Annotated in this window: 15 protein-coding genes and 1 other RNA gene; 6 read left to right on the top strand and 10 right to left on the bottom strand. The window is 47.6% G+C overall.

What is annotated here, in order from left to right; translation table 11 throughout:
• Positions 1 to 8: 8 nt before the first annotated feature.
• The gene (gene gyrA / locus DXN05_RS11210) at positions 9 to 2,648 is read right to left on the bottom strand and encodes a DNA gyrase subunit A (protein WP_116847577.1); all 2,640 of its coding nucleotides are present in this window, start codon (positions 2,646 to 2,648) and stop codon (positions 9 to 11) included.
• Between the two features lie 348 nt (positions 2,649 to 2,996).
• On the opposite strand from gyrA, the gene DXN05_RS11200 reads away from it, so the two are divergent.
• From DXN05_RS11200 to DXN05_RS11175, 5 genes are all read left to right on the top strand, one after another.
• A complete protein-coding gene (locus DXN05_RS11200; protein WP_116847340.1) occupies positions 2,997 to 4,586 on the top strand; it encodes a hypothetical protein in 1,590 nt (529 codons plus the stop codon).
• 100 nt (positions 4,587 to 4,686) lie between these two features.
• Positions 4,687 to 6,000: a saccharopine dehydrogenase C-terminal domain-containing protein gene (locus tag DXN05_RS11195; RefSeq protein WP_116847339.1), complete on the top strand. Its 1,314-nt coding sequence runs from the start codon at positions 4,687 to 4,689 to the stop codon at positions 5,998 to 6,000.
• Between the two features lie 468 nt (positions 6,001 to 6,468).
• A complete protein-coding gene (locus tag DXN05_RS11185; protein ID WP_211330023.1) occupies positions 6,469 to 6,849 on the top strand; it encodes a helix-turn-helix domain-containing protein in 381 nt (126 codons plus the stop codon).
• Between the two features lie 160 nt (positions 6,850 to 7,009).
• Entirely contained in the window at positions 7,010 to 7,483 is a 474-nt protein-coding gene (locus DXN05_RS11180; protein WP_116847336.1) for a DUF695 domain-containing protein, read from the top strand.
• 34 nt (positions 7,484 to 7,517) lie between these two features.
• Complete coding sequence (locus DXN05_RS11175) at positions 7,518 to 7,934, top strand: hypothetical protein (RefSeq protein WP_116847335.1); 417 nt, start codon at positions 7,518 to 7,520, stop codon at positions 7,932 to 7,934.
• A gap of 75 nt (positions 7,935 to 8,009) precedes the next feature.
• Here the strand turns inward: DXN05_RS11175 and prfB are convergent.
• Positions 8,010 to 9,102 (bottom strand): peptide chain release factor 2 gene (gene prfB, locus DXN05_RS11170; RefSeq protein ID WP_211330022.1). Its coding sequence is split into 2 segments (ribosomal slippage): positions 8,010 to 9,053 and positions 9,055 to 9,102, totalling 1,092 coding nucleotides; the frame shifts between segments, so codons are not numbered across the junction.
• Between the two features lie 235 nt (positions 9,103 to 9,337).
• On the opposite strand from prfB, the gene rnpB reads away from it, so the two are divergent.
• Positions 9,338 to 9,714, top strand: an RNA gene (gene rnpB / locus DXN05_RS11165) — RNase P RNA component class A.
• Between the two features lie 89 nt (positions 9,715 to 9,803).
• On the opposite strand, the gene DXN05_RS11160 is transcribed toward rnpB, so the two are convergent.
• From DXN05_RS11160 to bioD, 8 genes are all read right to left on the bottom strand, one after another.
• Positions 9,804 to 10,832, bottom strand: a complete 1,029-nt coding sequence (locus tag DXN05_RS11160) for a Smr/MutS family protein (RefSeq protein ID WP_116847333.1) — start codon at positions 10,830 to 10,832, stop codon at positions 9,804 to 9,806.
• A 145-nt stretch (positions 10,833 to 10,977) separates the two neighbouring features.
• Positions 10,978 to 13,248, bottom strand: a complete 2,271-nt coding sequence (locus DXN05_RS11155; RefSeq protein ID WP_147313896.1) for a hypothetical protein — start codon at positions 13,246 to 13,248, stop codon at positions 10,978 to 10,980.
• Positions 13,249 to 13,785: 537 nt separating this feature from the next.
• Positions 13,786 to 15,483 (bottom strand): amino acid permease, encoded by a 1,698-nt coding sequence (locus DXN05_RS11145; RefSeq protein ID WP_116847330.1) that lies wholly within the window; start codon positions 15,481 to 15,483, stop codon positions 13,786 to 13,788.
• Positions 15,484 to 15,647: 164 nt separating this feature from the next.
• A complete protein-coding gene (locus DXN05_RS11140) occupies positions 15,648 to 16,613 on the bottom strand; it encodes a polyprenyl synthetase family protein (RefSeq protein ID WP_116847329.1) in 966 nt (321 codons plus the stop codon).
• A 116-nt stretch (positions 16,614 to 16,729) separates the two neighbouring features.
• Complete coding sequence (gene rnr, locus DXN05_RS11135) at positions 16,730 to 18,874, bottom strand: ribonuclease R (RefSeq protein ID WP_116847328.1); 2,145 nt, start codon at positions 18,872 to 18,874, stop codon at positions 16,730 to 16,732.
• Entirely contained in the window at positions 18,871 to 19,953 is a 1,083-nt protein-coding gene (gene lpxK / locus DXN05_RS11130) for a tetraacyldisaccharide 4'-kinase (protein WP_116847327.1), read from the bottom strand. The genes rnr and lpxK overlap by 4 nt, the downstream gene beginning before the upstream one ends.
• Complete coding sequence (locus DXN05_RS11125; RefSeq protein WP_116847326.1) at positions 19,943 to 20,509, bottom strand: 5-formyltetrahydrofolate cyclo-ligase; 567 nt, start codon at positions 20,507 to 20,509, stop codon at positions 19,943 to 19,945. The genes lpxK and DXN05_RS11125 overlap by 11 nt, the downstream gene beginning before the upstream one ends.
• Positions 20,502 to 21,167 (bottom strand): dethiobiotin synthase, encoded by a 666-nt coding sequence (gene bioD, locus DXN05_RS11120; protein ID WP_116847325.1) that lies wholly within the window; start codon positions 21,165 to 21,167, stop codon positions 20,502 to 20,504. The genes DXN05_RS11125 and bioD overlap by 8 nt, the downstream gene beginning before the upstream one ends.
• Positions 21,168 to 21,404: the final 237 nt, after the last annotated feature.

The following is a 21,404-nucleotide window of genomic DNA, read 5'->3' as shown; positions in this document are numbered from 1 at the left end:
GCTGAGGTTTAATTATTGTTTTCAGTTGAATCAGTAACGTCGTTTCCTTTATCTGTATCGTCTTTATCTTCATCAATTATGTCGCGCTGCTCCAGTTCGTTTTCCAGTGCAGCCCCGGCATTTTCCTGTATTTCACTTTCCAGTGCTTCGAGGTCGCCTTCCACTTTTTCTTCTTCTTCAATTTTCGACATCGCTGCAATGGCATCCGATTCATCAAGACGGATGATTTTTACACCCTGTGTTGCCCTTCCCGCTTCTTTGATGCTTGATACGGCAGTACGCAGCGTGATGCCGGATTTACAGGTAATAATAAGATCTTCTTTTTCACTTACATCCACAATACCGACCAGTTGACCGGTTTTTTCGGTAACGTTAATGGTTTTAACGCCCTTGCCACCCCTGTTGGTGATACGGTATTCGTCAACCGGTGTTCTTTTTCCAAATCCTTTTTCACTCACCACCAGTACCGTTTTGGAAGTATCGTCTTTATGGACACATATCATGCCAATCACTTCATCTGTTTCATCATCTACTTCAATACCTGTTACACCAATGGCACCGCGGCCGGTAACACGTACCTTGTCTTCAGGGAAACGGATGGCGCGACCGCTTTTAATGGCCAGCATCACTTCATTATTACCATCAGTCATACGTGCTTCGAGCAGTTCATCACCTTCCACGATGTTGATGGCATTAACACCATTGGCACGCGGGCGGCTGAAATCTTCGAGCAATGTTTTCTTGATCACTCCTTTTTTGGTACACAGAATGATGTAGTGGTTGCTTACATATTCTTTATCATCGAGGCGTTTTACATCAATGATGGCGCGTACCTTATCATCCTGGGGCAGCTGTATCAGGTTTTGTATAGCGCGGCCCTTGCTTTGTTTTTCACCTTCGGGTATCTCGTATACTTTTAACCAGTAACAACGGCCTTTTTCGGTGAAGAACATCATGGTGTCGTGGGTAGATGCAACAAACAGGTGTTCTACATAATCTTCTTCCCTTGTTTTGCTGCCGATGGCTCCCCTGCCGCCCCTGCGCTGCTGGCGGTATTCAGAAGCAGAAGTGCGTTTGATGTATCCCATGTGCGAGATGGTGATTACCACATCTTCTTCTTCAATCAGGTCTTCGATACGCATTTCATCTGCCAGGTACTGGATTTCAGATTTGCGTTCGTCGCCAAAGCGTTCTTTTACTTCGAGCAGTTCTGTTTTAATCAGTTCGTAGCGGAGCGATTCGCTGCCGAGTAATTCTTCCAGTCCTGCAATTTTAATCATGAGCTGATCAAATTCTTCTTTGATCTTATCGCGTTCCATGCCTGTTAAACGCTGCAGACGCAGTTCGAGGATGGCTTTGGCCTGGATATCGTCGATACCCCAGCCTGCGTTGATCAAATTGTCTTTTGCTTCATCAGGTGTAGCAGATTCGCGTATCAGGCGGATCACTTCATCGAGATGATCAAGTGCAATCAGGTAACCTTGTAAAATGTGTGCACGTTCGCGTGCTTTACGGAGTTCGTATTTGGCACGGCGTATCACTACTTCCATCCTGAAATCAACGAACTCGAGAATGAGGTCTCGGATGTTGAGGATAACCGGCCTGCCGCGTACCAGTGCTACGTTGTTGATGCCATAGCTGGTTTGCAGTTCGGTGTATTTATACAGCTGGTTAATGACCACCTGGGCAACAGCATCGCGTTTAAGGTCGATTACGATACGGGTGCCTTCTTTGTTGTTAGATTCGTTGTTAACGTGCGCAATGCCATCAACCACTTTTTCATTTACCAGCTGACCAATTCTTTCAGTGAGCGCATCACGGCTTACCTGGTAAGGTGTTTCGGTGATGATGATCTGCTCCCTGCCGCTGGTTTTGGTATCGATATGGCATTTGCCACGCAGCACCACGCGACCACGGCCGGTTAACAAACCCTGGCGCACACCTTCGATACCGTAAATAATACCGCCTGTGGGGAAGTCAGGTGCTTTTACATATTTAATAAGGTCTTCTGCAGTAATGTTGCGGTCTTCGATGTATGCAATACAACCGTCGATTACTTCGCTGAGGTTGTGCGGCATCATGTTGGTAGCCATACCTACGGCGATACCGCTTGAGCCGTTTACGAGCAGCTGCGGAATGCGGGTTGGCAATACAGTTGGCTCCTGCAGGGAATCGTCGAAGTTGAGCTGGAAATCGATGGTTTCTTTGTCAATGTCTTCAAGCATTGCTTCAGCAAGCTTTTGCAGGCGCACCTCGGTATAACGCATCGCGGCCTGCATTTCACCATCCTGGCTGCCAAAGTTACCCTGGCCTTCTACCAGCAGGTAACGCATGTTCCATTCCTGCGCCAGGCGAACCATGGCATCGTATACGGAACCATCACCATGCGGGTGATACTTACCCAGTACTTCCCCTACCACACGCGCACTTTTCTTATAAGGCTTGCCGCTGGTCATACCCAGTTCGTTCATCGCGTACAGGATACGGCGGTGCACCGGCTTTAAACCATCGCGCACATCCGGCAGGGCACGGCCCACGATTACCGACATGGAGTAGTCGATATAAGCCGTTTTCATCTGCTCTTCAATGTTCACTCTGATAACACGATCGTTATCGCTGGTTTGTTCGGGCAATAGATTTTCTTCCATCTCTTCTTGTAATTTCTGCTGAATGCTGCCATGTAACCGGGTACGGCGTGCATGGCAAGGTTTGTACAATAAAAAAGCCCTGAAACAGGGGTGGCGAAGATAAGTTTTTTACATCGATAAAGGGGTTAAACAGCCTGTTTTTTAGGGGCTTTTATCCACAAATGTGCATCCACCGTTGAAGAATTTCTTACATAAATGGTAAAATGGCGCGAAAGTTGAGCACGGGCACAGTTTCTGCCATTAATTATCACTAAATTGTAAATAAATCCGGCCTTCACTTCGTTATATTCCCGCAGGAATGCCGGTGTACTGATCAACCGTTGATCAACCGATTAAAAAACAGTGCAGATGAAACAGTACCGATTGTTACGGGATAACAAGGAAACCGGACCCTACAGTGCCGAAGAACTGGTGCGGAAGGGCCTTAAAGCATACGACCTGATTTGGGTTGACGGTAAGAGTGCGTCCTGGAGATATCCCTCTGAAATAACTGAATTGCGTGCGTTTGCACCTGCTGCGGAAATGCCTTCTGCAGACAGGCAACCACAGGCGCAACCTGCCGCCGCCACCACACCTGCCCCGGCCCAGCCGCAACCGCAGCCAACTGCTCCTGCACGCCAGGTACCACAACAGGCCGAACCTGCAGGCAGCAAACCCCGCTTCAGAATTAAAGCCGATTTACATAAGGTTGAAATTATACCTGCCAACCAGCAGGCCCAGGAATATACTGCCGCAGCTGCAGCAGCCAAAGCCCCTACACCTGCTGCTGTACCGCAAACTGCCGCCGCTTCAGATGCAACCATGGGTGTTGGCTGGGAAGAAGCCTACAGCGAATGGCGCACAGACAACAAGGGTAATGTGATTCACCAGGCACAAACAGAAGAACCGGCAGAAGCAACCGTTAAATACAGCGCTTCGCTTGACGATATTAAACAGCGTTATGAAGAAACCGTGCTTAACCCGCGCCGCCGTTTGGAAGGCAGTCAGTGGGTGCGTTATGGCATCGGTTTCCTGATGATACCCCTGCTGGGCGTAGCCATATGGCTGGGCAAAAAATGGGATAATAAACAAACTGCGGAGGCCTTACACCGCCCGCTTACAGAAGAAGGTGCAGACAAGCCTTCTGTGTTATCGGGTGCTGATTTAAAAGCCAGTGATGAACCTGCCAGCAGCCAGCTGAAAAACGCCGGTGCTGCTGCCACCAAAACAAAAACTGCCAAAACCGGTCAGCCAACAGCAACCCATACCACTGATGCCAATACTGCAGCAAAGAATACGTCAACTGTGCCGCCCAATCATACCACGGCCGCTGTTAAAACAACGCCTGCACAAAAGCCTGCAGGCCTGCCTAAAACAACCGTGGTAAAACCACCTGTTACCACAGCTGCTAACAAGCCGGTAACAGCACCTGTTACAAAACCCGGCACATCATCTTCTTCTGTAACAGCAGCATCGGGCAATACGGATAAAGTACCTGTGGTGCCTGCTGTGGTAAAAGAATCCAAACCACAAACATTACCCGCAAATAATACAACACCAGCAGCAAATACTACTGCTGCGAATGTGCCTAAAACACAGGCCCCGGCCGCAACAGCGCCTGCCACAACACCGGTTAACACTGCACCTGTTGCCGCTAAAAAACGCATTGCAGATTATGTGGCGGTAAATGATGAATATGCAGTACCCGGCAACAATGCTTCCATGCGCCTGCATGTAAAAAACTTATCGGCCATGCCGGTTGACCTGGTAGTGCTGGATGTACAATACTATGATGCCAAAGGCCGCTTTCAGAAAGGTGAAACAATGTATGTAAATCATCTTGGCGCCAAGGACGAAGTAGCGCTGGAACCACCTGCCGCCAAAACCGCGCAGAAAGTGACTTACAAGGTTTCTCTCCTGAGCATTGAAAAGAAAGGGATTTACCTGATTGCGGAGTAGTTTGAGGTTTCGTGTTTGAGGTTTAAAGTTTCACGTTTCAAAAGGGAAACCATTCAACCATCAAATTCGCTACCTTAGTTCTTACACCATTCAACGATTGATGAAACATTTGTTACTCTTCGGGGCAGGCAAATCTGCCACGGTATTGATCGGCTACCTGAAACAACTGGCTACGGATAAACACTGGCAGGTAATCATTGCCGATGCCAGCGAGCAGGCATTACTTGCCAAAATTGGGGATCATCCGCTGGTAAAACCTGCTGTGCTGCGTATTGAAAATGAAGCGCAGCGCCAGTCACTGGTTGCAGCGGCTGATATTGTAATATCCCTGTTGCCTCCTGCCCTGCATGTACTGGTGGCGCGCGATTGCCTCGCTGCCGGTAAAAACCTGCTCACAGCCTCTTATGTGTCGGATGATATACGCGCCATGCAAAAAGATATCAATGCGAAAAAGCTGCTCTTTCTTTGTGAAATGGGCCTCGATCCCGGTATTGATCATATGAGCGCCATGCAGCTGATTCACCGTATTACAGACCAGGGTGGTGAAATCACTTCTTTTCAATCACATTGCGGCGGACTGGTAGCACCTGAAAGCGATAACAACCCATGGCACTATAAAATAAGCTGGAACCCACGAAACGTAGTACTGGCGGGCAAAGCAGGCGCTGTGTATAAAAAAGACGGTGTTGTTGTACAGCAGCATTATGAAGAGCTGTTCGGTCATTGTGCCACAATTGAAGTACCCGGTTTGGCTGCACTAGCCTACTATCCCAACCGTGATTCTTTACAATATGCCGGCCTTTACCAGCTGGATAATGCCGCAACATTTATGCGCACGACTTTGCGCTATCCTGCCTTTTGCACCGGCTGGCAGCAGGTAATTGAGCTGGGATTAACGGATGAGGCAACTTTATACAATACCAATGGCATCAGTTATCACCAGTTTTTTATGCAACTGCTTGCAGCACGCGGTTTGGAAAAAAGCAGGTATGCCCTGCAACAATGCGATGATGCAGTTGTGCAACAGCTGCAGTTTTTGGGATTGTACAACCGCGCTACACTGGTTAATAAAGGCACATGCAGTGCTGCCGATGTGCTGCAAACCCTGCTTGAAACAAAGCTGTCTTTACAGCCAAACGATAAAGACATGATTGTAATGGTGCACGAGCTGGAATACCTGCTGCAATCCCAACGCCGCAAAACAACAGCAACCCTGGTAGTAAAAGGACGCAACAGCAGCGATACAGCCATGGCCACCACCGTTGGTTTACCCCTGGGCATTGCCGCCAAACTGATACTGGAAGAACACATTACCGTAACCGGCCTGCATGTTCCCGTACTCCCCGAAATCTATGAACCTGTACTTGCAGCATTGCAGGAACTGGGGGTGGCGTTTACAGAAGAGACAATTTGACAATTTGAAAGTGTGCAAATTTGAAAATGAAAGATCAATATGTCTGACCGATCTCAAAGTCTGTTTATTTTCAAATTTTCAAATTGCCACATTTTCAAATTAAAAAATGCCCGTAGGAATGTCCCAGGGCATTGTTTACAGTTAAACCGGTAAGAAATATTGTATGCAGCAAGTTCAAAGAAGGTAACCGGTCAGCAAACGTTGTTCATAGTGTTAACAAGGGCAAGGGTTTGGAAAAAACGGACTTTATGGTAGCTTCATTAGTGAAAAAACGGAATTGTAAAAATTCCTTCTGGATATTGGATTTTTCAGTAATTTGACCTTAGATCAAGTGGTTTTCCGCTTGTAAAATAAAAGTATCCTCCCTATGTATTGCACAATGGCAACTTGTTTTTAACGCCATACCTGTTGTATAACACAAAAGCTCATTAAAAAACATTCTTCCAATTCTTTATGACGATCAGCGCCATGCCAACAAAACATGAGGGAAAAAACATCAAACGCATCCGCGAAATTTTAGGCATTAAACAAGACACACTCGCATCAGAACTGGGCCTCACCCAGCAGGCCATATCCCAGCTTGAACAAAAAGATGTGATAGATTCCGAATCGATGCAGCAGGTAGCCAGGGCACTAAAAGTACCGGCCGAAGCCATTAAAAACTTCAGTGAAGATTTAGCCATCAACGTGATTTCCTCCAACACCTTTAATGATCATTCTGCCAATAACCTCAATTACCAGTGCAGCTTTAACCCGATTGACAAGGTGGTGGAATTGTATGAACGTATGCTGCGGGAAAAAGACGACCTGATAGAAAAACTGATTACAGAGCGGGGCAGAACATACTGATACATTCATGCTGCGGCGTACAAACCGAACCGGGAAAGGACGCACGAGTTTGCAGAAAAATAATACAGCGATTTGCTTTGCCATTCATTTAATTATTTAATTTGGCAAAGGCTATCGCTTGTATACCAGGTAGCTACGATCTACAGCAACCCAACCCAACATGGATTTTATAAAACAAGTTTTCGGCTTAAAAAAGCCCCAGCCTGCCGTTGAACCCATTTTTCCGGGTGAACACTTTACCAGTTATGAATTGCAGTTGCCGCAGGGATTGTCACTTGCCACCGTTAACCATGCATACGATCACTATGCCAACAAGGCTGTATACAGCTGGCATGTGCTGGTAGAGCTGGAAATACTGGACCGGCAGGAAGGTCATGTGCTCACGGAAACAGAACAATTGCAACTGAACGATCTGAGAACAGCTGCGGCTACTTTCCTGGGCGAAACCCAAACCGTGCATTACGTAGGAAATGTATTGCGCGAAGGCTTTATGGATTTGTTGTACTATATTGACACGCCATTAATGAGCCAACCCGCAGTAGATGCATTCTGCAACGGGGTAATGAAAGAACGGGGAATAAATTTTACCATTGAAAATGACCCCGAATGGAACTGTGTTGGATTGATAAAGTAATATTTTTGCAGCGCAACCACTATACAGAGCAAGTATGATTAAAGAAGTTATCGACAGTTTTATCCGGCACAATGATGCAATCGTCAATTTTTTGGAGAGTGATGGCAGAAGTGAGGAGAACAAAGAAGAGCTGATTCCCATGTACGCGGCTATACTGCGTGAAACCCGCTTTAATCCTGCATTGGGACTGGATTTCGCCAGCGTATTGCTGTTCACGGAAGATAAAAGCATTTTTGATGAGTTTGAACTGGCTGATATCCGGGCTTTTTTCAGCAGCCTGATGCGCCTGCAGGAATATAACCTGGAAAACTATACAGAAGCCGCTCATTTTGAGTGGGCCATGATGAACAATGCCGAAACTGCGAAAAAAATTATCGGGGAAGGTATTGATAAGGCCCGCCAGAAAATGGAGGAACTCTCTGAGTTGCTGGAAAAGATCAAAGGAGAATAATTAATGGATGGTTGAATGGTTTTATTGTTTTATGGCTTTTAACCATCAGGCAATGAAACCATTCAACCATTTTCTTTAGGCTTCCTCTTCTTTGGAAGACATGAGGTAAGCCTTGATAAAACCATCCAGTTCACCGTCCATTACGGGCTGTACGTTACCCACTTCATAATCGGTGCGGTGGTCTTTGATCATTTTATAGGGGTGGAACACATAACTGCGTATCTGGCTGCCCCATTCGATTTTCTTTTTATTGGCGTTGGTGGCGTTTTTCGCTTCTTCCCTCCTGCGCAATTCTTCTTCATACAAACGGCTGCGTAACATTTTCAGCGCCAATTCACGGTTTTCACCCTGTGTACGGGCCTGCTGACATTCTACGATGATACCGCTGGGTATATGTTTCAACCGAACGGCAGTTTCCACCTTGTTTACATTCTGCCCGCCCTTGCCACCGCTGCGGTAAAATTCCCATTCGAGATCGGCGGGATTTACTTCAATTTCGATACTGTCGTCGATTAACGGGTATACAAAAACCGAAGCAAACGAGGTATGCCGGCGGGCATTGCTGTCGAACGGAGAAATGCGCACCAGGCGGTGTACCCCGCTTTCTGCTTTCAGGAAGCCGTAGGCGAAATCACCATCGAATTGTAAGGTAGCAGCTTTAATGCCTGCCCCATCCCCTTCCTGGTAATCCAGCTCGGTCACTTTCCAGCCCTGCTTTTCACCATACATGCGATACATGCGCAGCAGCATTTCGGCCCAGTCCTGGCTTTCGGTGCCACCTGCGCCGGGGTTAATCTGCAGAACGGCAGGCAATTCGTCTTCCGGCTGGTTAAGCGTGCTTTTGAACTCTGCGTCTTCAATTTCCTTCAATGCATTTTCGTAGGCTACACGGGTTTCCTCTTCCGTGGCATCGCCTGCTTTCCAGAAATCGAACAATACGGCAAAGTCTTCCACTGCCGCTTCAATTTGTTTGTACAGTTTAAGCCAGTATTCGTTTACCTTAATTTCTTTCATGATAGCCGTGGCGCGCTGGTTGTCGTCCCAAAAGCCCGGCGAGAGTGAGAGTTGTCGGTCGTTGTCTACTTTGGCGATACGGTTATCGACGTCAAAGAAACCTCCTCAGGACGCTAACACGGTCCCTCATAACTTTAATTTGCTCTTGTGTCATAGGGCGCGAAGATAATGAATAGCTTTTAGCTGCAAGCTGTTAGCGGTTAGCTTTTTAGCCGGAACAGCTTTCGCACATGCCTGGCGCGGTGAATAGTGAATAAAATACAGAGGCATTAGTTGTTGCAAATGCCGAATATGAAATAAACTTTGGAATGTACGGATAATCAATAAGAAATGCTATTTTCTAAAAGCTACGAGCTAAAAGCTAACCGCTAATCTCTATCTTTGCGGTGCTACAAACCCGAACCATCGCTTTTTTGCGGGTGACTGCAAAAAGGAGGAAAGTCTGGACAGCATAGGGCAATCTACCGGTGAACAGCCGGGGCTTCCGTGCAAGCGGGAGCACAGCAAGTGCCACAGAAAATAACCGCCCGGCAACGGGTAAGGGTGAAAATGTGAGGTAAGGGCTCACGTTCCGGCAGGGTAACCTGTTGGAAGGGTAAACCTTGGATGCTGTAATGCCATGTATAGGATTGACTGAGGGCGGCCCGTTCGAGTTTCCTGGTAACAGGAATGCAATCCAGGGTAGGCAGCAAGACCTTTTTAGTAATAAAAGGGCTAGATAAATGATGGTTTAGAAACAAAATCCGGCTTACGAGGCTGTAGCAAAAAGGTGTCTGTTCGCAGACACCTTTTTTTATGGTTTTATGGTTTGATTGCTTGATGGTTTTAAACAATCAAACCATAAAACCATATTTATCAATATTTGAAAAAGATCTCGGTGGCGCCGTAGCCGAAGCGGGCGTCGTATTGGTTGATGAAGTTTTTTACTTCCTTGCGCACTTTGAGCAGGTCGTGAATTTCGTCGCGGAGGCGGCCTGTGCCTACACCGTGAATAATGACCAGGGAATGCTGGTGATGCGCTACGGCGAGGTCGTACCAGCGTTCAAATTCTTTGAGTTGGAGCGATAATATTTCGTAGTTGCTCATTTTTTCCCAGTCGTTACTGAGTTTTTCAATGTGCAGGTCAACCACGCTGCGCGGTGTATCGAGGTGCTGGCGTGCTTTGGAGGCTTCGTATACTTTAAAGCCGCTGGCACGCAGGGCGCTTAATTCAAGTCCTTCCGGTTCCCAGGGTTTATCGGGGTATTCGGTAAACAGCTGGTAGGGCAATGTAGGTTCATTTTTGTCTTTCATTGCCTCAATGCGTTGGAACACCTGTTTGGGGCGGAGCTTTAAATGCGCTTCATAAAATTCTGCTTTGTGCTTCTCGGGTTTCATCAGGGAGAATTCAAAGCGGAAACCGGCGCCATCGCTCAGTCCGTCGAAGGGAATATCGTGCAGGTAAAATTCCTGGAAGGGCATTACCTCGTTTTTCAGTTCAAAAGAAGGTGTGCCGCTGTATTCCTGAATGTAGGTGAAAAAATAGCCGCGGTCTGTACGATTGATGAGGTATACTTTCAGTTTGTCTACCATTTCATCATCAAACTCATCGATGGTGAATTTGGGTATAAAAGAGAGCCATACGCCGTCGTTGACTTTGGCCTCGAGTTGTTTCTTGTTTTCTTTGGGAACCTGGTCAACAAACACTTTGGCCTTGGGTGCAGGCGGTGGTGTTGTTTTTTTGGTAAAGCGGTTGAAATACGGGAAATCAATCTGGTCCATATAAGCCGGGAACTTTACACCACGCACCTCTATCATCACCATTTTATCGTTGATGATTTCAATTACCCTGCCCTCTTCGTTGCTGTGTAAAACAATGATCTCGTCTCCTACTTCGTATTTCATAATAATGCAAAAATAGGAATTTGATGGTTCTGTAGTTCTATGGTTTTGTGGCTTTATTGTTTTATGGTCAATGGTGGTGTCACCGAAAATGGCTCAATGGGTGGTTCTCAATAACCATCTAACCATTGAGCCATTTAACCATCGATTAATAAGTTTTAAACAAGATTTTTGATTGTGAGAAGTTGTAGGCTGCGTTTACGAGTTCTTTTACCTGGGGCCATTGCCTGGGGCTGTAGGCGTTACGGGTAAATACGCGGCGTACGTGCACAAACAGATCATTGTTTTCGATATGGGCATCTACTTCAAATGAGCCTGCCTGGTTGTGGATGGATTTTTCCATTTCTTCGAGACCTGCAGGCAGGTGGCCGATAGGTATAAAACAAACGATGGTGTAGTCGAGGGTTTGCGGGTATTTTACATCGGCCTGGATGGTACGCTTGTCTTCTTCTTTTTTCAGCTCTGCGTCGCGACCGGTGAGCAATGGCAGCGGCACCAGGAAATCGTTACCGGTGTTGGTAAGCATGCTGTCGAGCACCAGCGTTTCCTCGTATTTCAGGCTGTTTTTCCGGTAGCTGCGGCCGTCCTGTGTAAGCCGGAATGCAGTATAGTCAGACACCGGTACGGAATAAAAATGATCAGCCAGTTCTTTCATCATGCGGGTTTTTTCATCCTTCCAGTCTTTCTTTTCCAGGTTATAATCCTGCATGGCCTTGATACGTGCAGCAGGATCCAGGTCGTCCCACATGCCAACACCGTCGTAGTTACGGAAATCAGATTCCATAAAGGGTGTGAGGGCGAGCATATCATCCATCACCGCATCTTTTACCGGGCCTTTCAATTCTACCGCTTTGTCTACTGTTGCTTTGGCTCCGCCATTTTCCTGCGGCTGCAATTTAACACGCACGGTAGCATACAAACTGCTGTTGAGTGTATCACTCATGGGCAGGTTATCGGTTACGGCTACGGTTTTGGCATCGTTGTAAGCAAACCGAAATGCAAGGTTACCGTTTACTTCTGCAGGCAAGTCTTCGGGGTTGCCATGTTTATTGGGGTTTGCGTAATACTTATCGTTGCAGCGTACCAGCCATTTCAGTTCCTGCGAGAAAGCGATGGTTTCTGCTTCGCTTAACTGGTTAGACGGAGTGGCCACAATTTCATGTGGTATTTTACGCAGGTCGAGCAGTGCAGACAGTACGCGTGCAAATGCATAATCGCTCCAGTTATTGTACAGGGTTTTGGCACGAATACAGTAATAGGCCTTGCGTATATATTCATCGGCCTGCATTTCGGTGATACCTTTTTGCTTCAGGTATTTGTAGATGTCTTTCGCTGTATTCTGCACGCCATCTTTCAAGCCTGCGGCATAATCGCCAGACTGTATACTTTGAAACCAATAGTTTTTTACTTTCTCAGCCAGTTCGTCGGTAGTAAGGTTTTTCTGCGGATCGGCTGCATCTTTCAACCATACAAAACCCGCATTGCTGCTGCGGGCATAGGCTACCTGGAATTTTACAGAAGGCTCTTCAATAAAACGGTTAACGAAGTGCAGACCTGATTGTGCAGCGCGGTTATTGTCTTCCCAGCGGTATACATTTTTATCGCCGGTTTGTGCAAACACAGGTGCTCCTTTAAAACTTTTGCTACAGAGGCTATACTTATCGTCTGCAGTAACTACCTGCAGCACCTGCTTTACTACCGGCAGTTCGCGGTTACAGAGATAGTACACCGGTTCAAACTCTTTGTAGCCAGCGTTGGCATTATATAATTGCGTGTTGTAGTTTACCAGTTCGTATTCCAGTATATCGCCTTCTGCCAGGTCTAACACGGCTATTTTATAATAATCCGGCTGGTACGTGGCAGAGATTCTTTCATCTGTCACCGATTTAAACAGCGCGGGTACCAGTGAAACATTGTCAACCCGCTCGGCATCAGACAAGGTAATACGTTGTGTTGCGCCATCAGGTTTTACAATGCGTGCAGCAAAGGCGTCGCCTTCGGCAGCGAGCCTGAAATACAGCGTGGAGAAGCGATCCACGGCCTGCTTGTCTTTCAGCAGTATTTTATGGCGTTGTCTTTCTTCTACCACAACCTTTGTTTCGGCATCATTGCCACCGCTGCCCGAAACGCCCGGTGTTAAGGGCGTGTTCCAGCTGTTACGGCCAATGCGTTTGCCGCGGGCCGGATCTTTTTTATCAAAACCAAAAGTGGATTTTTGCGCGAGAATAATGGCGGTTTCATTGTCCCATTCTGCAGGTGCTTTGCCTGTTTTAAAATCGGCATCTTCATCCACCAGCAGTTTTGCAGCGGTGCTGTACCTGCTGAGCTGGTCTGATTCTTTTTTACCGATATGCTGTTGCGCTGTTGCGTTGAAGCACAGCAGCCATAACAGCGCTGCACCTGTGTACATACGTTTCATTCAAAAAGGGGTTTGGGTTAGGTTATTATATGTGAGCTGACACGTTGCTTTTGTTGAATGCCCTTGCCTGGGCGGGAAAATTTTTCCACGTAATAATGCGGGCTGCAACGCGCTGCGTTTTGGATAACAATGCAACTGACAGCGGTATGTTTACACCCGATGTATTGTGTAATGCAATATTGTTGCGGGAATATGTGCCGTACTTTGCCTTTGGATCAAATGTTTTGAGGAAAGCGGCCAATGCATGGCGACAGGATGGCGCCAGCAAATGCAGATATGCCCTTGTACAGGCAGCGACTTTACGCATAAAATATTGGATTTAGGGTTTTAGTTCTACAAACATAAGGGTTTTTGCCTATATCAATGTTTAGACAACGTTGAATATAATATTGCAGTACCCCCGGTGTTCGCTTTGAGTTGCAATAGATTAACAAAAATCCGGCCGAAATTTTTGTGAGCGGTCAGTGGTGAGCGGTGGGTTGAAAAGGAAAACGCGCAAGGGGCTTGCGCGTTTTTAGTATGTTGTTTTGCTTGTTTTTATGCTCTTGCAGCCGCAGTGGCGGCCTGGGCCAGTTTGCTGCTGCGGCGGCCATACATCAGGTAAATGAGGAGGCCTAAGCCCATCCATCCGAAAAATACCATCCAGCTTTTGGCCGGGATTTCTATCATAAGGTACAGGCAGAATAATACACCGAGAATAGGTATCAGGGAATAGTTACGGATAAAAGTGAGTATGGAGATAATAATGGCTGCGGCCACAAATACAATGAACAGTATTTCCTGGTAACCCTCGCTCTGCATGTTGGAGAATGCATTCTGCAAGCGGTCGCGGAACAGGATTACAAACAAGACCGTGAGTACAGGAATGATGAATTTGCCGTTAATGTAAGGCAAGCGGAAACCTCCGCCCCCTTTTGGTTTGTGCGGCAGGTACAGTACTCCCCCACACACCAGCACAAATGCAAACAGGGTGCCGATGCTGGTTAAATCAGTCATCAGTTTATCGTCGATAAACAATACGGGAATACCTACCAAAAAGCCGGTGATAATGGTGGCGAAACCAGGTGTTTTAAAGCGTTTGCTTACGCGGCTGAAGGGTTTGGGCAACAGTCCGTCGCGGCTCATGCTCATCCAGATGCGTGGCTGGCCAATCTGGAATACCAGCATTACACTGGTAGAGGCAATTACAGCACTTACAGATATTACAAAGCCGATCTTGTGCATGTTGATGCGATCGAATACATAAGCCAGCGGATCGGCCTTGCCTTCAAATTCTGAGTAATGTACCATACCGGTGATCACCAGGGTGATGATGACGTAAATAATGGTACAGAGAATTAATGAGTAGATCATCCCGCGCGGCAAATCGCGCTGCGGGTTAGCACACTCTTCGGCTGTGGTAGAAATAGCATCAAAGCCAATGTAGGCGAAGAATACAGAGGATACGCCTTTTAACACACCCGTCATGCCATTGGGTAAAAACGGCGACCAGTTGCTGGTGGTTCCGTTGGAAAAAATAAACCAGAACCCGATCACGGCAATGAAAGCCAGCACCACTATTTTAAGTCCCACCATAAAGTTGGCGCTCTTTTTACTTTCGTTGATGCCGATGTAAGCGAGTATCGTAATCAGACCTACAATAATGAATGCAGGCAGGTTTACAATAAAGCGGAAACCTGCAAAGGTTGGCGCAGTGTTGTACACCAGGTCGCTTACGGGTTTGCCTGCTTCAATGGCTGCATCGTAGTTCATTTTTGCGGTTTGGTAACCGGTAGTAAGCCAATCAGGCAGGTTAATATTGATGGCTTTTAAAATATTGTTGAAATAGGCGCTCCAGGAGATGGCGACCACGATGTTGCCGATGGCATATTCCAGGATCAGGGCCCAGCCAATAATCCAGGCCACTACTTCGCCAAAGGTTACATAAGAATACGTATAGGCACTGCCGGCCACCGGCACACGTGAAGCAAATTCGGCATAACACAGGGCGGTGAAGCCACAGGTTACTGCGGTGATGAGGAAAAGAAAAATAACCCCCGGACCGCCGTTAAAAGCTGCAGTACCGATGGTTGAAAAGATACCGGCACCTATAACAGCTGCCACCCCCATAAAGGTAAGATCTTTTACCCGCAGTACTTTGGGAAGGGCTGTAGTACCATGTGCATCGTTTAAACCCAGGGCAGCATCGTGTTGTAACTGTTCCAGTGATTTCTTACGAAAAAGTGATCGGGCCATGCAAGCTGTTTGTTATTAATTCAAAGGGGTAAGATAATAAAAGATTGTACAATACGGCTGCTGAAAACTGTTTTTGCTGTATAACGGCACTACTATCCGGCAAAAAGACTTTACGAGGACACATAATTTGTTCAAAAACAAGTTACTGCATCGCATATGTGCAATTAATGTTCGCGCTGGATCAGGAATTCTGCCAGCTCAACCAATGGCTTTTTGCGTGCCGAGAGTACGGCAATCTGCTCCAGGTTGCCCAGCGCCTTGTCCAGGTACTGTTGCTGCAGGCTGCGTGCCCAGGCGTCGATATTGCATGATTTGAAGATGGCCAGCACCTTCTCTACTTTATCGGCCGGGTTTTCCTGCATCAGGCGTTTCAGCTCGGCTTTGTCGGCCTCTCCTGCTGTTTCCTGTGCATGAATCAGTAAAAAGGTTTTCTTGTTCTGGCGGATATCGCCTCCTACATCTTTGCCAAATTTCTCCGGATCGCCAAAGGCATCGAGGTAATCGTCCTGTATCTGGAAGGCGATGCCCAGGTTGCGGCCAAACTCGTACAGGTGACGGCAATTGCCTTCACTTGCACCGCCGAGTATGCCGCCCATCATTAAGCTGGCAGCCAGCAGTACCGAGGTTTTCAGCTCAATCATACGCAGGTATTCGGGCATGGCTACCTGTTCAAGCTGCTCAAAATCCATGTCGTATTGCTGGCCTTCACATACTTCGCGGGCAGTGCGGTTAAACAGCCCGAGTATGCGCTGCTGGTGACGCGGTTCAATTTTATTGAGGTAATCGTAGGCTACAATCAGCATTACATCGCCGCTGAGCAGGGCGGTGCTTTCGCCGTATTTGGTATGCACGGTAGGCACTCCCCTGCGCAGGGTAGCTTTGTCCATAATATCGTCGTGCACCAGGCTGAAGTTATGGAACAACTCAATAGCTGTAGCAACATGGTATACATCAGGATGCACTTCGCCGAACAATTCACTGCCCATTAAACACATTACCGGGCGTATTCTTTTACCACCCATGGCCAAAAAATAATTGCCAGGCTCGTACAGGCTGGCGGGTTGTGCAGGGAAATGCGCTGTAGAAAAATGCGCTGCGAAAATATTAACCCAGTCCTTAAATGAATGCATGCTACAATTTTAATATATAACTTTTAGGCAGCCGCTAAAATACCATGATAATTTGAAAATGTGGCAATTTGAAAATTTGAAAATGCCGGGGGAAATGGATTAATGGTTTGATGGTTTTATGGTTCATTGTGATCTGGCGGGCTTTGTTTGGGGTGGCTTTTGGGTTTGGGCTTTTTAGGCTTTTCACTGCTGCTGCCTTTGCGGGCGGCTTTGGGTTTAGCCGATTTTGGGTTTACGGATTTGCTGCGGACTTTTTTTATCGGCGCAGCAGTAGTGTCTGCATTCTCGGGATTGTTGCCGGTGCGGGGTACCCATTCGTAGTCCAGCTGGCGTTTTTCGAGGTTGGCGGCTACTACACGTATCCATACCTTGTCGCCCATCCTGAAATGCCTGCCGCTGCGGCGGCCGTATAAGCTGTAGTCTGTTTCGCTGTGGCGGAAATCATCGTAATCGCTGAGGCTGGCAATGCTTACCAGGCCTTCGCACTTGTGCGCAACGGTTTCAACCCAGAAGCCGAATGCTGCCACACCGCTGATGATGCCTTCAAATTCTTCGCCCAGGTAGCTTTGCATGTACTCTACCTGTTTGTATTTGTTGCCGGCCCGTTCGCAATCCATCGCTGCGCGTTCGCGTTCACTGCTGTGTTTGCATTTCTCCTCCATTTTCTTATCGATCATGGGTTTCTCTTGCAGGCATGATTGCAGCACACGGTGCACCAGCACGTCGGGGTAACGGCGTATGGGTGAAGTGAAATGACAATAGTTTTCAAAGCCCAGTCCGTAGTGACCAATGTTCTCCGTGGTATAAATGGCTTTGGCCATAGTGCGTATACCCAGCTGTTCCAGCACATGCTGTTCGGGTTTGCCTTTCACCGCTTCAAGCATGCGGTTAAAGCTTTCTGCCACGCGTTCGGGCGAAGAGATATCGAATTTATGCCCGAACTTTTTAGCGAAGTCGATAAACGGCATCAGCTTTTGTTCGTCTGGCTGGTCGTGTATGCGGTAGGCAAAAGGAACGGGTTTCTTGTTTACTTTTATTTTGGCTACATGCGCTGCCACGGTGCGGTTGGCGAGCAGCATAAACTCTTCGATCAGCTGGTGCGCTTCCTTGCTTTCCTTGATCACAATGCCAATGGGCTTGCCTTTTTCATCGAGCTTGAAGCGCACTTCCTGTGAAGAGAAATTGATGGCGCCTTTGTCAAAACGTTTCTTGCGCAGTTTGCGTGCGAGCGTGTTTAACAGCAGCACTTCTTCAAAGTATTTGCCTTCACCGGTTTCAATTACTTCCTGTGCATCTTCGTAAGTAAAACGGTGATCGGAATGAATCACTGTTTTGCCCAGCCAGTATTCTTTTACTTCGGCTTTATCGTTTACCTGGAACACGGCTGAGAACGTAAGCTTGTCTTCGTTGGGGCGCAGTGAACACAGCTCGTTGGAAATGCGTTCCGGCAGCATGGGGTTCACCCTGTCTGGCAGGTATACGGATGTGGCACGTTTGTATGCTTCTTCGTCGAGTTTGGTTTCGGGTTCTACATAATGACTAACATCGGCAATGTGCACGCCAATTTCGTACAGGCCGTTTTTGAGCATGCGAACAGAAATGGCGTCATCAAAATCCTTGGCATCAATGGGGTCGATGGTAAAGGTGAGCACTTCCCTGAAATCCTTGCGCAGCTTTACTTCCGATTGACTGATGGCATCGGGCAGGCGTTCAGATTCTTCGAGTACTTCATCATCGAATGAAAGCGGGAAACCGTTTTCGGCCAGTATTTCTTTCATGGCCATATCGTTCACATCTTCTGCCTGCATAATGCTTACCACCTCGCCTACGGGCTTCTTGTCTTCTTTATCCCACTTTACGAGGCGGGCAACCACTTTGTCTTTGTGTTTGGCGCCGTGAATGTTTTCGAGTGGTATAAACAAATCGGGCATGGGTTTGTCACCGTCTGCCACGAAAAAGGCAAAATTGGTGGCCATCTGTATGGTACCGATAAATTCCGTCTGCCTGCGGGTTACCACTTCGGTAATGCGACCTTCCTTACGGCCTGTGCGGAGGTTTTCTTTCACCACTTTCACCCGAACGGTATCGCCGTGCAGGGCGTTGTTAAAATCGCCGGGGCGAACCAGTACGTCGCCGCTTCCATCGGCTATTACGACATAGCCAATGCCCGAGCGGGTAATATCGAGTGTGCCTTTAGGGAAATGTTGCTGGGAATATTTATTGGAAGGTTTATTTTTTTGTTTCGTTTTCTTTTTGGTCATGATACAGCTTTGGTTTGGAACTGTTGGATAAAATCAACAACCCGCCGGTTAAATTGTTCCGTTCCGTTAAACAGGAATCGGTGGCGGATGGGCAGCACAAACAAGGGTAATGCTGCCAAATCCTGGCTGAATTTAGTCAAACGAACGGCATCTTTCTCCGTAGTGAGTATAAATTTCTGGCTGCCGCTCAGCTGCTCATACTTTTTACGGATGTCTCTCAGGTCATCTATACTGAAAATATGGTGGTCACGGTACGACTGCTGGTAGTAAATGGCGGTATGCTCGGCGAGGTACTGTTTAAGCGGTTTGGGATTGGCGATACCGCAAACCAGCAGCACCTCATCGTCTGTAGTGAGCACCCGTTTTTCGTTTGAAACAATGTGGTAGGGTTGTCCGTATTCAATGGTGGTAAAAAACACCTGCTGGTGCGGCAGTGGTTTGATACCTGCGATAATTTTGTTTTTTTCTGTTTCAGTAAGGGTTTCGGGGCATTTGGTAACTACAATGATATCTGCCCTGCGGTACGATTTACGTTCATCGCGCAGGTCGCCGGTGGGCAAAAACCAGTCGTGCATAAACAGGTTGCCGCAATCGGTAAGCAGGATATTCAACCCGGCCTTGATGGCGCGGTGCTGGAAAGCATCGTCCAGCACAACCACCTGTGTGCCCGGTTTATCGTGCAGTAACTGCGGAATAGCTACAATGCGCTCTTCTCCTACCGCAATGGTAAGGTTGGGATATTTGCGGTGAAACTGCATGGGTTCATCGCCGATTTCGAGGGCAGTGGTGCGTTCGCTGGCCAGTGCATAACCCTTGGTTTTGCGTTTGTAGCCCCGGCTGAGAATGGCTGTTTCAAACCTGGGGCCCAGCAGTTCAACCAGGTATTCGACCATGGGCGATTTGCCGGTGCCGCCTACGGAGAGGTTGCCAACGCAAATCAGGGGCAGACCAAATTTGGCCGAACGCAGGTATTTTTTATCGTACAGGTAATTGCGGATCGTAATAATGAAACCGTACAGCAAAGCAAAGGGCAACAATAAAACGCGGAACGATTTTAAAAAGAAGGCATTAAAATTCATAAATCTCGTAAGGTGTAATGCAGTAATCTAAAGGTACATCAAATGCCTGAGTATCATCGATGTTTTTAACCGGTTCGAAATAGCTGAACCCTATTTTGAGCACATCTTCGCGGCAACCGGCCAGAAAACGGTCGTAAAACCCTTTTCCATAGCCCACGCGAAAGCCCTGTTCGTCGCAGATAAGCATGGGTACAAACACCAGGTCTATCTGCTCGTTTGCAATCGGTTCTCCCTCTTTGGGCTCGGTAATGCCATAGCGGTTGGTATGGTACACGGTATCGGGCGTTATCAGCGTGGCATGCATGCTAAATGCGCTGAAATCGCTTACCGGGTAGGCCATCTGCAGGTTGGGAATCATGTGTCGCAGGTAGCCGGAAAACAGGTGGGTATTGGGTTCGGCCTGGTTGGCCATGGGCCAGTAGGTAAGCAATACATCCACATTTTCGAAGGACAGTTGCTGAAACTGTATCAGCAGCAGGTCGTCGAGTTTCAGTTTATCGTGCGCAAGCGCATTGCGTTTGTCGCGGTACAATGCCCGCAGGGCTTGTTTAGTCATTCAGCTGGCGCAATAGGTTCAGTAATCTGGGCTTAATCCGTTCTGCTTCGGCATGTATGCCTGCTTTGGTAATAGCCGGCAACCTTGGTATGGAAGCAATGTGCGTATACCCGCTCCAGGCGGCTATTTCTTCTTCGTAGGCCAGGTACTGGTCGTTGAAAATCCAGCCAGCCACGGTGAGTTGCTTTTGCTTGCAGAGTTCGGCGGTTAACAGCGAATGGTTGATGCTGCCCAGGTAATTGCGGCTCACGAGTATTACGCAGGCGTTGAGCCTTGTAATCATATCTGCCATAAACTCCTGTCCGTTCAGGGGCACCATAATACCGCCTGCACCTTCTATTACCAGGTAGCCGGTGGCGTTACACTTGGCGCGTATTTTCCGGTAATCGTTTTCAATGGCATTAAGCGATATGGTGATGCCTTCTTCCCTTGCGGCCACATGCGGTGAGGCAGGCAGGCGAAGCGAATAGGTTTCAGGATGTATTAAGCTTTGCGTATTGGAAAGCAGGTGTTTTACTTTGTCTTTATCAGCGCCCTGCGCATAACCTGTCTGCACGGGCTTCCAGTAATGTGCGCCCAGGGCTTCGGTAACAATGGCGGCTGTTACCGTTTTGCCTATTTCAGTGCCGATGCCGGTGATGAATATGGGTCGGTTCATGGGGCAAAATTAGTGAATAGTGAGTAGTGAGTGGTGAGTGATTTTAGCGAAGGGCTTTTGGGGTGAATAGTGATTGTCAATAGTGAATGAACGTAGCGGAGGCTTATTTACGCGGAGATTGATCGATGCACGCTTTTTAACCACAGATGGCACAAAGACAGCAACACATAGTGCACGGAGGTTCTTAGTGTTGCATCACTATGCGCAGTTTTTAGTGATGCGGATTCAGCGAGAAAT

It is taken from the genome of Deminuibacter soli, from assembly GCF_003412455.1.
GTDB classification, from domain to species: domain Bacteria; phylum Bacteroidota; class Bacteroidia; order Chitinophagales; family Chitinophagaceae; genus Deminuibacter; species Deminuibacter soli.
The sequence above is the reverse complement of the archived record's forward strand: the minus strand, read 5'-3'. Positions and strand labels throughout refer to the sequence as shown.

Coding starts and splice junctions, on each gene's coding strand:
- DXN05_RS11180 (WP_116847336.1), top strand. CDS start 7,010: ATGGATTTTATAAAACAAGTTTTCGGCTTAAAAAAGCCCCAGCCTGCC.
- DXN05_RS11155 (WP_147313896.1), bottom strand. CDS start 13,248: ATGAAACGTATGTACACAGGTGCAGCGCTGTTATGGCTGCTGTGCTTC.
- gyrA (WP_116847577.1), bottom strand. CDS start 2,648: ATGGAAGAAAATCTATTGCCCGAACAAACCAGCGATAACGATCGTGTT.
- DXN05_RS11185 (WP_211330023.1), top strand. CDS start 6,469: ATGCCAACAAAACATGAGGGAAAAAACATCAAACGCATCCGCGAAATT.
- DXN05_RS11140 (WP_116847329.1), bottom strand. CDS start 16,613: ATGCATTCATTTAAGGACTGGGTTAATATTTTCGCAGCGCATTTTTCT.
- DXN05_RS11175 (WP_116847335.1), top strand. CDS start 7,518: ATGATTAAAGAAGTTATCGACAGTTTTATCCGGCACAATGATGCAATC.
- DXN05_RS11145 (WP_116847330.1), bottom strand. CDS start 15,483: ATGGCCCGATCACTTTTTCGTAAGAAATCACTGGAACAGTTACAACAC.
- DXN05_RS11195 (WP_116847339.1), top strand. CDS start 4,687: ATGAAACATTTGTTACTCTTCGGGGCAGGCAAATCTGCCACGGTATTG.
- rnr (WP_116847328.1), bottom strand. CDS start 18,874: ATGACCAAAAAGAAAACGAAACAAAAAAATAAACCTTCCAATAAATAT.
- DXN05_RS11125 (WP_116847326.1), bottom strand. CDS start 20,509: ATGACTAAACAAGCCCTGCGGGCATTGTACCGCGACAAACGCAATGCG.
- DXN05_RS11160 (WP_116847333.1), bottom strand. CDS start 10,832: ATGAAATACGAAGTAGGAGACGAGATCATTGTTTTACACAGCAACGAA.
- DXN05_RS11200 (WP_116847340.1), top strand. CDS start 2,997: ATGAAACAGTACCGATTGTTACGGGATAACAAGGAAACCGGACCCTAC.
- lpxK (WP_116847327.1), bottom strand. CDS start 19,953: ATGAATTTTAATGCCTTCTTTTTAAAATCGTTCCGCGTTTTATTGTTG.
- bioD (WP_116847325.1), bottom strand. CDS start 21,167: ATGAACCGACCCATATTCATCACCGGCATCGGCACTGAAATAGGCAAA.